General features: G+C 64.1%; 10 protein-coding genes. 4 read left to right on the top strand and 6 right to left on the bottom strand.

All coding sequences use genetic code 11. The features are described from left to right. Position 1 precedes the first annotated feature (1 nt). The 3 genes from J2T57_RS13440 to J2T57_RS13430 are packed head-to-tail and all read right to left on the bottom strand — an operon-like array spanning position 2 to position 2,487. On the bottom strand, positions 2 to 1,222 hold the full coding sequence (locus tag J2T57_RS13440) for an FAD-binding domain-containing protein (RefSeq protein ID WP_253479132.1): 1,221 nt from the start codon (positions 1,220 to 1,222) through the stop codon (positions 2 to 4). 32 nt (positions 1,223 to 1,254) lie between these two features. Next, positions 1,255 to 1,824 (bottom strand): rhombosortase, encoded by a 570-nt coding sequence (rrtA, locus tag J2T57_RS13435; protein WP_253479130.1) that lies wholly within the window; start codon positions 1,822 to 1,824, stop codon positions 1,255 to 1,257. Positions 1,825 to 1,854: 30 nt separating this feature from the next. Beyond that, entirely contained in the window at positions 1,855 to 2,487 is a 633-nt protein-coding gene (locus J2T57_RS13430; RefSeq protein ID WP_253479128.1) for a 3'-5' exonuclease family protein, read from the bottom strand. Between the two features lie 91 nt (positions 2,488 to 2,578). On the opposite strand from J2T57_RS13430, the gene J2T57_RS13425 reads away from it, so the two are divergent. Beyond that, positions 2,579 to 4,117 (top strand): cryptochrome/photolyase family protein, encoded by a 1,539-nt coding sequence (locus tag J2T57_RS13425; protein WP_253479126.1) that lies wholly within the window; start codon positions 2,579 to 2,581, stop codon positions 4,115 to 4,117. Positions 4,118 to 4,122: 5 nt separating this feature from the next. On the opposite strand, the gene J2T57_RS13420 is transcribed toward J2T57_RS13425, so the two are convergent. Further along, a complete protein-coding gene (locus J2T57_RS13420; protein ID WP_253479124.1) occupies positions 4,123 to 4,257 on the bottom strand; it encodes a DUF2256 domain-containing protein in 135 nt (44 codons plus the stop codon). Then, positions 4,244 to 5,806, bottom strand: coding sequence for an FAD-binding domain-containing protein (locus J2T57_RS13415; RefSeq protein ID WP_436262709.1), 1,563 nt, complete (start codon positions 5,804 to 5,806; stop codon positions 4,244 to 4,246). The genes J2T57_RS13420 and J2T57_RS13415 overlap by 14 nt, the downstream gene beginning before the upstream one ends. A 149-nt stretch (positions 5,807 to 5,955) precedes the next feature. On the opposite strand from J2T57_RS13415, the gene J2T57_RS13410 reads away from it, so the two are divergent. Genes J2T57_RS13410 through J2T57_RS13400 form a run of 3 tightly spaced genes read left to right on the top strand, consistent with a single transcriptional unit; the run spans position 5,956 to position 9,738 of the window. Then, on the top strand, positions 5,956 to 6,621 hold the full coding sequence (locus J2T57_RS13410) for a response regulator (RefSeq protein WP_253479120.1): 666 nt from the start codon (positions 5,956 to 5,958) through the stop codon (positions 6,619 to 6,621). 20 nt (positions 6,622 to 6,641) lie between these two features. Beyond that, the gene (locus J2T57_RS13405; RefSeq protein WP_253479119.1) at positions 6,642 to 8,927 is read left to right on the top strand and encodes a sensor histidine kinase; all 2,286 of its coding nucleotides are present in this window, start codon (positions 6,642 to 6,644) and stop codon (positions 8,925 to 8,927) included. A gap of 13 nt (positions 8,928 to 8,940) precedes the next feature. Then, positions 8,941 to 9,738, top strand: a complete 798-nt coding sequence (locus tag J2T57_RS13400) for a hypothetical protein (RefSeq protein WP_253479117.1) — start codon at positions 8,941 to 8,943, stop codon at positions 9,736 to 9,738. 8 nt (positions 9,739 to 9,746) lie between these two features. Here J2T57_RS13400 and J2T57_RS13395 read toward each other — a convergent pair whose 3' ends face one another. Continuing rightward, positions 9,747 to 12,038 carry an NADP-dependent malic enzyme gene (locus tag J2T57_RS13395; RefSeq protein ID WP_253479115.1) on the bottom strand — a complete coding sequence of 764 codons (2,292 nt, stop codon included), beginning with the start codon at positions 12,036 to 12,038 and terminating at the stop codon, positions 9,747 to 9,749. Between the last annotated feature and the right edge of the window lie 40 nt (positions 12,039 to 12,078).

The following is a 12,078-nucleotide window of genomic DNA, read 5'->3' as shown; positions in this document are numbered from 1 at the left end:
GTTATCTGCCCGCCAGCGCATCGAGAAGCGTCGGGATGTGCTTCCGGAAGCGGAAGAACCCGTGGGTCGCGTGGGGCCAGGCCAGTTCGTCCCAGCGATTGCGCGGCGTAACCACATGCACCCCGTGTGATTCGAGCATCCCGGCCAGAACCTCCACCACATCACCACCCGGGCCGATGGGCGTCCACGGTATGACCACCTGCTCAAGCTGGTTGCGTCTCACCCAGTCTTCCACCTCGCGGCCCGCTACCGCGGCATCCAGCTGTTCGCAATCCACGTCCCAGTGCGCCGTTGTCCGGCGGCAGGCGTCCGCAATGGCCTGCCGGGTGAAGTCCCTGACCAGTGGTGCCACCGTGCCGGGGCCCCGGTCAGCGCTGCAGTCAATGGCAAGCGCTGTTGAGATTGCCACATCACCAAGCCAGAGTTCCGGCGTCAGTTCGTCCTCGGTGAACAGCAGGCCGGTGCGCTTCCCGGACGCGACCTCCGTGGCTGCCTGCAGCGGGCGCGGATCACCCATCTCGGCCATATCGCGTACCTCGAAGGCGGCATCCGCCAACTCGCTGGAGCCGGGGCGAAATCGTCCCTCGGTATAGCGGGCAATGTTGTCGGGCCGTGCGAGGTAGGCCTTGCCTCGGGTTTGCAGCCCTGCAACCCACCGCCAGGACAGCGTGTTGCTCGCCGCGTCGCCGTCCAGCAGATGGCGCAGGAAGTGGTCCGCACCCAGGGCCCATGGCAGTTTGAGGGTGAACGTCCAGATGCTGGCGAACCACATGCGGGCATGGTTGTGCAGATAGCCCGTGTCACGCAGTTCGGCGATCCAGTGGTCGAAACAGTCGATCCCGGTACGGCCCTGACAGGCCCGGTTGAGACGCTCGGACAGCCTGGTATCGTCGTCCACCTCGGCAAGCCCCAGGGCGACCTCCCGGCGATACGCCTGCCAGACCCAGGGCCGCAGTTCCAGCCAGCCTTTCCAATACGTGCGCCAGCAGACTTCCTGGATGAATTTTTCGGCACCCTCCGCCGAGTGGTGTTCCAATACCCCGGCGATGATCTCCTCTTCGCGAATCAACCGATGGCGTACCCACGGGGAGAGTTGCGAGACGTGCTCGTGGTGCTGGGGCCCCAGGTCGTGATTGCGCAGCCGGGCGTAGTCCCGACCCGCCCGGGGCAGGTAGGCCTGCAGTCTGGTGAGGCCTGCTGCTCGTTCGGCGCTCCAGTCCATTCGAGTTGCTCCCGCGCTTGAAATCGGTCGCCTTAGCCGGGCCTGGGCAGGAGAAGCCCGATGCAGACGCCGGCAAGCGCTCCATACAGATGGGCTTGTATGACCACCGGGCCACCGATCAGTTGCGAGACCGATACCGGTGCGGTGGTGAAGAAATCCGCCGCCAGCTTGGCTACCAGGGCCAGTAGCACCAGGGCGGCGAACCACGATCCGCCGCGAAACCCCCTGATCGCACCCGCAGCCCACAGTGCCGCCGTAACCCCGGAGAGGCCCGCGTACCAGAACAGTTCCGGGTGAAGCAGCCAGAAGGCCGCGCTGATACCGATAGCCGCAAGCGGAGCGGTGAGGAGCATGCCCGCTGGTCCGAGCCATGGGCCCACCAGCAATGTGAGAATAGCCAGCGACAGCATGTTGAGAACAAGATGCTCACGACCCAGGTGAACCCAGTGTCCGGTCAGACCGCGCCACCATTCGCCGGCCGTCATTGCCAGGTTGTCGTAGCGCAGGGCGGTGTAGGCGGCGTCGCCAAACAGTGCGATGCCGAGCGCTGGCATTGCGATCAGCAAGCCCGCCAGGATCACGGCGGGCAACTCGCTACGCATGCCGCCGGCTCCCGCGGTCATTCTGACCCGCTACCATTCCGGATACTCCGACATCGACTCGGCATCAGGCGAATCGCCGCTGTCGCGACGCAGGTTCTCCTGGTACATGCGGATGAAGAGCAGCCCCTGGCGGGTTGCGTCATCCAGCGCGATATGACTGGCCACTGAATCACCCTCGATCCAGTGGGGCGGCATGCGGCGCGGAATGACCCGGCCCAGGCTCGCGGTTTGTAGAACGGCCATGGCGTAGCTGTGTATGTCGATGGCCGAGCGGCCGAACGGGTTGGTACCGGTGAACCGAACCAGGTAATGGCTGACAAAGGGGAAATCGAAGGCGACCGGGTAACCGAGAAAAATCGGCTTGCCCGGCAGGCCCCGCAACCACGCAGCATAGTCGGCCATAACCGTCGCGGGGTCTTTCGCATTGCTGGTCGCTGCTCCCCAGGCCTCCGGCCGCTCGGCCCACCAGGCCATGGTGTCGCGGTCCGCCGTTGCGTCGGGCAGCGGTTCCAGGTTGGCGGAGAAGGTGTCGACCAGTTCGCCCTCGGGATTGAACACCGCAGAAGCGAGCGACAGCATGGAATGGGAGCCGGGCGCCGGGCCATCGGTCTCCACGTCCGTGGACACGAAAAGCTCGACTGCCTCGGGCTTGAAGCGGGACATGCTGCACCTCCGGGTGGATCGGTGTTGACAAGCTGCAAAACCTTACACCGGGCGCCCAGTTGCGTCCATGGCTGTTCAGAGAGGAAATGCCATGACCTGCGTTCGCCATCTGCTGGTCTGTCTGGGCGATCAACTCGATCCCGACAGTGCGTTGCTGCGACAGGGTGATGCCTCGCAGGATCAACTGTGGATGGCCGAGGTCGATGAGGAGTCCACCCATGTGTGGTCCCACAAGGCGCGGATCGTGCTGTTCCTGTCGGCAATGCGGCACTTCCGCGACGAACGTGAGGCGGACGGCTGGCGGGTTCAGTACCGTTGCCTTGATCAGCACACGGCAAGCGGTCTCGACGCCGCGCTGACCGAAGACATCGCCAGGTTGACTCCGGAGCGCGTGAGAGTGCTGCAGCCCGGGGACTACCGGGTGCTGCAGAGGCTGCGCAGCGCCTGTGACCAGGCAGGTGTGCCGCTGGATGTTGTCGACGACGAGCATTTCTTCGACACGCCGGCTGGCTTCAATGCCTGGGCGGAAGGGCGCAAGCAGTTGCGGCTCGAATACTACTATCGTGCCCTGCGCAAGCGCTTTGCTGTTTTGATGGACGGTGATCAGCCCCTCGGCGGGCAGTGGAACTTCGACAAGGACAATCGCCGTGATTTCGGCAGCAGTGGGCCAGGCCGAATCCCGGCCCCCAGGGCATTTCCGCCGGACCCAACAACCCGCGATGTCATCGCTCTGGTCGAGCACCGGTTCGCCGATCATCCCGGGACACTGGATGATTTCGATTGGCCCGTCACCCCCGGGGATGCCGGGCAGGCCCTGGAGGATTTCGTCAATCATCGGCTCGCCGCCTTCGGCCCCTACCAGGACGCCCTGTGGGCGAATCAGCCCTGGCTGTACCATTCGCGGTTGTCTGCCGCCATGAACCTCAAGCTGCTGTCGCCCCGTGCCGCGGTGGCGGCGGCGGAGCGGGCGTATGCCGAGGGTCTGGCGCCGTTACAATCCGTAGAGGGCTTTATCCGGCAGATACTCGGTTGGCGGGAATACGTTCGCGGCATCTACTGGCGCTCCATGCCCGATTATCTGCAGGGCAACGCGCTGGATGCGCAGGCGCCGCTGCCGACGTTCTTCTGGACCGGCGACACCGACATGCGCTGCCTCGCCGACGCCATTGGCCAGACGCTGCGCTACGGCTATGCTCACCATATCCAGCGACTCATGGTCACCGGCCTGTACATGCTGCTCTACGGCGTGCATCCGGATGCCGTGCATCGCTGGTATCTCGCCGTATACGTGGATGCCGTGGAATGGGTGGAAGCCCCCAACACCATCGGCATGAGCCAGTTCGCCGACGATGGCACCATGGCCTCCAAACCCTATTGCGCCACTGGCAAGTACATCCGGCGCATGAGCAACCACTGCGCTGATTGTCGCTTTGATCCGGAACGACGCACCGGGGAGGCGGCCTGCCCATTCACCACACTGTACTGGGACTTCCTGCAGCGTAACCGTGAACGTCTGCAAGCAGTGGGCCGCATGTCGATGCAGCTGCGCAATCTCGATCGACTCGACGCCACCGAGCTGACCGCGATCCGCCGTCAGGCCCAAGCGCATCGGGACGCTGTCTCCGGGTGAAACGCTCAACGTCGGCGATTGCGCCGGCATCGCTCTGAACAATAGCGGACCTCGTCCCAGACCTTCGCCCATTTTTTGCGCCAGGTGAAGGGACGGCCGCACACCGCGCAGACTTTCTCCGGCAGATCAGCTTTCTTCATGGCCATCGTCCCCGAACAGGCTGAGCTGGGGCGGTTGCGGCCTGGGGCGCGTTCGCCTGGGTGCAGGTCTTCTACGGCTGCCATGCTTATGGCGAATGGCGTCCGCCTCGGCGTTGGCCGCCGCACTACGCCGGATCGGTGTGAACCGCTGCCGCGCTTCCCGGGCGGCCTGCTCGTGTTCCACCACCTGCAAGGGGTAATCCTCGCCCAGGCGGCAGCCACTGTCCCGTTGCACCGCCTCGGGCATGGTCCACGGCTCGTGCAGCCAGCGGGTGGGCACCTGCCCCAGTTCCGGTATCCAGCGGCGAATGAATACGCCATCCGGGTCCTGATCTCGGCTTTGCTTGACCGGGTTGTAGATGCGCAGGGTGTTGATGCCGGTGGTGCCCGATTGCATCTGGAACTGGCAGTAATGGATCCCGGGTTCGTAGTCGGTGAATTGCCGTGCCAGGTAAAGCGCGGGCTGCCGCCAGTGCAGCCAGAGATGATAGGCGGCAAACGAGACCACCAGCGCGCGCATCCGGAAATTGAGCCAGCCGCCGGCGTTGACGGCGCGCATGCAGGCATCCACCAGCGGCAGTCCGGTTTCGCCCCGGCACCAGGCATCGAAACGGTCCTGGCGGAATTCGTTTTCACGCAGACCGTCGCAGGCCCTGTGCATGTTCTCGAACTCGATGCGTGGCTCGCTCTCCAGTTTCTGCATGAAATGACAATGCCAGTGGAGGCGCTCTTCGAAGTTGCGCAGGGACCGCAACCAGCGTCTGCGTTCCGGAGAGGCTGCCTCATCGCGCAGGCTCTGGCGACGAGCGCGGCTGGCGTGAACCACCTCCCGTAGCGACAGGGTGCCCCAGGCCAGATGGGGGCTGAGTCGCGAACTGCTCTGCCAGGCGGTGACGGGGCTCGAAATGCCGCCGGAATAGCCGATGCCGCGATGCTCCAGGAAGCCCTGCAGTACACGCAGGCCGCGCTCGCGACCGCCGGGCTGGATGTGCCGCTGTCGTGGGGCGTCCGTCAGTTCACCGGGCAGGTCGGGAAGGCGGATGCCCCTGATCCCGACGGCTGGGCGCAGGGCATCCGGTGCTGGCCGGATCGCTTCCGCCATCAGCCCTTCCCACTGCCGAGACCAGCCATCGCGTTGTCCCAGGCGGCGAACCACCCCGTGCTGACGTGTCTCGAACAGCGGAATGCCGGCCTCGCGCAGCACCGCGGAGACCGTGAGATCCCGTTGATAGGTCCAGGCATTACCCGTTTCCTGGTGGGCATGCACCGCGCTGATCCGATACGCCGCCGCCAGTTCCCGGAAGATTGTCGCTGCGTCACCCTGGCGAATCACCAGGGGCTGTCCCAGCCTGCTCAACGCAGCATCCAGTTCCTGCAACGCTGCATGGATGAACTGCCAGTGGCGGGGCGCCATGTCCGGTTGTGCCCAGAGGGTCGGCTCGATGACATAGAGCGGCAGCACCGCGTCTGCGGATTCGGCGGCATCCAGCAAGGGTCCGTGGTCCACCACCCGGAGGTCGCGCTTGAACCAGACGATACGCAGCGTCATCCCCAAGAATGTTCTCCCGTGTTCCCGTGCGGGTTGTTCAGACTCCAGACTAGTGACAATAATAAAGACGCTGTTCTCCGGTGGCCTCGCACCCCATGCGATTGCCGCCACCGGATAACCGGATAAAGCCACAGGGATGGAAGAGCAGATTGAACAGCATACTGGTTGTGGATGATCACCCGGAGGCGCGCTCCTGGCTGGTGGATATTTCACTGCGGGCATTCCGCGGTGCCTCGGTGATCGCGGCGGCGACCCTGGCCCAGGCCCGGGAGCGCATGCGAGGCACCCATCTGGATCTCGCCCTGGTGGATCTGGGGCTGCCGGACGGCAATGGTTCCTCGTTGGTGACCGAACTGGCTCGTCGCTCCCCTGAAACTTTCCTGGTCGTGACCACCATTTTCGATGACGACCACCATCTGTTCACGGCCCTGGCCGCCGGTGCCGGTGGCTACCTGCTGAAGGATGAGCCGGAAGATCAGATCATCGACCGGCTGCAGGGCATTCTCCGCGGCAATCCTCCGCTTGCCCCGGGTATCGCCCGGCGTATCCTGCGGCATTTTCAGGATCAGGCCATGCAGCCCCTTGCTCGTCGCCCCACCATAGGCAAGGGCGCACTGTTGAGCGATCGCGAGACAGAGGTGCTGGCCTTGCTGGCCAAGGGCCTGAACCGGACAGATGTGGCACGGGTGCTGAACATTTCACCCAACACCGCCGCCGGGCACGTGAAAGCGATTTACCGCAAGCTCAATGTGTCGGGCCGGGCTGAGGCCACACTCGAGGCAGTGAATCTCGGGATCGTGGATCCTCCGGCCTAGCCGCCGCAGCGCCCCTGGCCTTGGCTACTTCATCCGATCGCCTGCTTCGCGTTGCGCCACTGCCGCTGGTGGCGGGCTGCGCCTTTCTGGCGTTGCTGTTGATCCTGCTGGCTGTTCGGCTTGCCATGCATCAACCATGGCTCGGGGTTGCATGGACGCCGACAAGCAACGGGGCGGGCCTGGTTGTCGATGCCGTTCACCCCGAGAGCCCGCTCCGCGGCCGGTTGGAGCCGGGGGAACAAGTCGTTGCCCTGCGAGATGTCTACGGGCACTTCGAAAGTCTGGTTGCCTACGATCCGACCCTGGAGCCCCACGGTCTGGCCACTTTTGCCGAACATGTGGACTACTTGGAGCGCCAGGGCCGCTTCGCCCGGATGCTCGCCGCTGACAGCGGTATTGTGCTTGTGCTCGCGGATGGTCGTCGACTGCATGCCCGGCCTCTGGAAGCCCGGCCCGTCCAGTCTCTGCCGTCGGAATTCTGGCTCTTCAATCTGTTTGGCACCGTGGCCTTGTTGATCGGAGCCGCGGTGTGGGCGTTCCGTCGCCAGGCGTCGGCGCCCCGGCTGCTGATGCTCTCCGGCGTCGGATTCTTCCTTGCCACGCTCTTCAACAGCGTCTACCTGGTGCGGGAACTGGCCTTGCCCGCGGGACTGTTCGATGGGCTGATGCGCGCCAATCACCTCGGGCTCGCCGTTCTGCTTGGCGGTCTCCTGGCACTGCTCATCTACTATCCGCGACGGCTGGGTGACTGGCCCGCTGGTTGGATCGTGTTTGGCCTGATGACTGTCTACCAGTTGAACGAAAACCTGCGACTCTTCGATCTGCCGGTGCACACCTTCTACCTGCCCCTGATGATTCTCTACGCACTGGGTGTTCTGGTCGCGGCGGGGCAGTGGCGGGCTGCCCGCGAGGAGCCGCTGGATCGCGCAGCACTGAAGTGGCTGTTCCTGTCGGTTTTCCTCTTCATGGGCATCGGGCTGGTGCTCTACTTCGTGCCGATTGCCTTTGGCGAGGCGCCGTTGCTGTCGCAAACCGCCATGGTCGGCTGCGCCACCGTCATGTACGTGGGTTTTGCCCTGGGGGTTGTCCGCTACCGCCTCTTCGATCTGGAGCGCTGGTGGTTCAGCGTCTGGCTCTGGTTCCTCGGTGGCGTGGCTGTGCTGCTGGTGGACATGGCGCTGATCTTCCTGCTGGGCCTGCAGCCGATCCAGGCCCTGGGGCTGGCAGCCATTCTCGTGGGATGGCTTTATTTCCCCGCACGGCAGCGGCTATGGCAGCTCATGGCGCCGGGTAGCCAGACTTCTGTCGTTACCGAACTGCCGGATCTGGTGCAGAGCATGTTCTCCGCCGAAACCGGCAAGGCCGTGGAGGCGGGCTGGCGCAGTTCGCTGCAGCGCAGCTTCATGCCCATCACGATCACGTGCAGCGATGGCGACCTCGAGCGGCCCCTGCTTGCGGAGTCAGGGGCGGCGTTGCTGGTGCCCATGGTCGAACAGCGAGGTTCCCTGCGGCTGCTGTATGCCCGGGGCGGTCAGCGACTCTACGGCGAATCGGATGTTGATCGCGTCAGCGCACTGCTTGCCGTCGCCCGGCGCACCTGTCAGGCCCGTCGAGCCCGGGACGAGGGTGCACGAACCGAACGCCAGCGTATTCTCCGGGACCTGCATGACGATGTCGGCGGTCAGTTGCTTAGCCTACTGCATGCAGCTCCGGACAAGCGCATGGCCGACCTCAGTCGTGGTGCCCTGCAGGCGCTTCGGGAATCCATCTATGCCCTGGACGATCAGTGTGATCGACACCTTGAGGACGCCCTGGCCGAATGGCGTCTGGAGTTGCGTGAGCGGTTGCAGGGCAACGGCGTGACGCTTGCCTGGGAGCAACGGCTTGGCAGTTCGTTGCGGCCGCGGCTGACTGCGCGGCAGTACATCAATCTCAAGCGGATTCTCGCCGAAGCGGCTACCAATGCGTTGAGACACGCCAGACCGACATTTCTGCGCGTCAGCTGGAGTTTCGTTGACGGGTGGCTCGAATTGGGCATTCTCAATGACGGTATCGAGATTGTGGCGAGTCCTTCTGACCGGGCTCACGCGGAGCTGGAAGGCCGTGGCATGCATAACATGCGGACCCGCGCCGGCGAACTGCGGGGAACAGTCCGTGCCCAGCCGCTGGAGAATTCGGCGGACCATTTCCTGGTGGACGTAAGCTTTCCCTTGGCCGACCATGAAGGTGCTGCACCGAGTCGTCCCCCGGACGTGGTATCGCGTACGGTGGACGCTGTGCGGCAAACTGACAGGGAATCCGGATGAAAGGAGGGGGGACATGGACTCAAGACAGGGTTTGATTGCCACCGTGGGGGGCGCACTTTTTCTTGCCGCGGGTATGGCGCAGGCGGACGTAACCGGCGTATTCGATACGCCGGATGGTCAGGTCACGCTGGAAGTTCGGGACGCAGACAATCTGCGTTTCCGGACGCCGGATGGCAGCTTTCTCGTCGTTTCCCGCGGCGAGGCCTTCATGCTCGGAAGGGGCAATGACGGCTGGATGGCCATGCCGGTGAGCGAGATTCCCGCAGCCGGCGGCTCGCCCGAGGAAGTGCGCTTTCGCGCCACCGGCGACCGTGAAACCGTTGCCGGAATTCGCGGCGAAGTCTATCGCATGGAGCGTGGTGACAGCTGGGCTGACGACTGGCAGCCGGCTGGAGACGCCGTTTTCAGCACAGATCCGCGGGCCCGGGAGCTGGGACAAGGCTTTGTGTCCCTGATGCAGCACTTCTCCGCCACCGGGGAGCTTGAGACCGCTTTTGGTGACGTGGATGGTATTGATCTTGATCGACAGGGCATGCTGCGGGTAAACAACGATCTGGTGCTGGTAAGCCTGGACGACAGCCGCATCGCCGACCGGAACTTCCAGTTGCCGCCCAATGTGCAGATGATGTCCGGGCCGGGGCGAGGTGCTGCATCCTCCGATGATGGCGGCGCCGATGAGCAGCGCGAGCCCGGCTGGTTCGGCCGTCAGGTCCAGGGGACGGGAGAAGATGCCCGGGACGATGCCGCCGGGGAAACCCGCCGCGAGATTCGTGACAACGTTCGCGACGGGGTACGCAGTCTGTTCCGATGAGTCAGGGCTCATTGGTCCGCTGCGCTGGCCGTGGCGATACCCTCGGCCTGCGCCACGGTCAGCGCTGTCATGTTCACCAGCCCTCGCACCGTTACCGACTCGGTGACCACGTGCACCGGCAGCCGGGCACCCACGAGAATGGGGCCGATGGAGACACCGCCGCCCAGCGCCTTCAGCAGGTTGTAGGCAATATGGGCGGCGTCGACATTGGGCATGATGAACAGGTTTGCGGCACCTGTCAGGCGGGACCCCGGCAGAGCTGTCTCCCGCAGATCCTGGGATAGCGCCACGTCGGCATGCATTTCGCCGTCGACTTCGAGATCCGGATGATCCCGGTGCAACTCCTCCACGGCGCGACGCATGGCGCGGGCGGACTCGGTGTCGTGGGTGCCGAAATTCGATCGATTCACCAGGGCTACCTTGGGCTGCAGGCCGAAGGCCTGAACCTGCCGCGCTGCCATGACGGTCATTTCCACGAGTTCATCGGCCGTGGGATCAGGCGTGGCATGGGTATCGCACAGGAAGAACGTGCCGGCGGGCAGGATCAGCGTCGTGATGGTAGAGAGCGACTGCACGTCATCGGCGGTGCCGATCAGCTCCTCCACCTGCCGCAAATGGTGGTGGAACTTGCCCACCGAACCGCAGATCATGCAGTCCGCGTCACCCTTGCGTACCATCAGCGATGCGATCGCCGTGGTGTTGGTGCGAACCAGCGCCTTGGCGTCTTCCGGCGATACCCCCTTGCGCCCCATGATCTGCTGGTATTCGGTCCAGTAATCCCGGAAGCGGGGGTCGTTGTCGACATCGACAATGGTCATGTCCTGGCCGTCGCGCAGCCGCAGGCCGAGTTCCCCGAGCCTGGCCTCGATGACCGCCGGGCGACCGACCAGAATCGGGTGGGCCAGGCCTTCGTCGGCGGCTTGCTGTGCCGCCTGCAGCACGCGTCGGTCCTCCCCCTCGGCATAGGCCAGGCGTTTCGGAGATTGCCGGGCCCGCTCAAACAGCGGCTTCATCAGCAGACCGGACTTGTAGACGAATTGCAGCAGCCCCTGGCGATACAGCTGGAAGTCTTCCATGGGCCGGGTTGCGACGCCGCTCTCCATGGCGGCTTTTGCCACCGCTGGTGCGATCCGCACCAGCAGGCGTGGATCGAACGGGCTGGGGATCAGGTAATCCGGCCCGAAGCGGGCAGCATTGCCACCGTAGGCTTTGGCCACCAGTTCCGATGGCTCGTCCATGGCCAGGTCGGCGATAGCCTTCACCGCTGCCAGCTTCATTTCGTCGTTGATCCCGGTAGCGCCCACATCCAGTGCACCGCGGAAGATATAGGGAAAACACAGGACATTATTGACCTGGTTGGGATAGTCGGATCGACCGGTGGCGATGAGTGCATCGGGCCGGACTTCCCGGGCGAGCTCCGGTTGAATCTCGGGCACCGGATTGGCAAGGGCGAGAATCAGCGGATCCTTCGCCATACGCTTGACCATCTCCGGCTTCAGGACGTTGGGTGCGGACAGGCCCATGAAGATGTCGGCCTCGCCAATGACATCGCCAAGGGTTCGGGCCTCCGTATCCTGGGCGTAGATGGCTTTCCACTCGTCCATGCTTGCTTCGCGGCCCTGGTAGACCACGCCATCGATGTCGCAGATGGTGATGTGCTCGCGCTTGATACCGAGCTTGACCAGTAGATCCAGACAGGCCAGGGCGGCTGCGCCGGCACCGGAGCAAACCACCCGGACATCGGCCAGTTCCTTGTTGACGATACGCAAGCCATTCAACACTGCCGCGCAGACGATAATCGCCGTTCCATGCTGATCATCGTGGAAAACCGGGATGTTCATGCGCTTGCGCAATTCCCGCTCGATGACGAAGCACTCGGGTGCCTTGATATCCTCGAGATTGATGCCGCCGAAGGTGGGTTCCAGCCGGGCAACAGTCTTGATGAACTCTTCCGGGTCGTTCTCGCTCACTTCCAGGTCGAAAACGTCGATGTTCGCGAACTTCTTGAACAGCACCGCCTTGCCTTCCATCACCGGTTTGGAGGCGAGGGGGCCGATGTTCCCGAGGCCGAGGACTGCCGTGCCGTTGCTGATCACGGCAACGAGGTTGCCGCGAGCCGTGTAGTCCGCCGCGGTCGCCGGATCGTCGACGATGGCACGGCAGGCTGCCGCGACACCCGGTGAGTAGGCAAGGGACAGGTCTCGCTGGTTGGCCAGCGGTTTGGTCGCCGTGATTGCAAGCTTTCCGGGAGTGGGCTCTCGGTGGTAGCGCAGTGCCTGTTCGTCGAAATCGTTGCTCATGCGAGCTCCCTGGTCCGGGCACCTCATGGGTGCCATGGTC

The sequence above is a fragment of the Natronocella acetinitrilica genome, assembly GCF_024170285.1.
GTDB classification, from domain to species: Bacteria; Pseudomonadota; Gammaproteobacteria; order Nitrococcales; family Aquisalimonadaceae; genus Natronocella; species Natronocella acetinitrilica.
The sequence above is the reverse complement of the archived record's forward strand: the minus strand, read 5'-3'. Positions and strand labels throughout refer to the sequence as shown.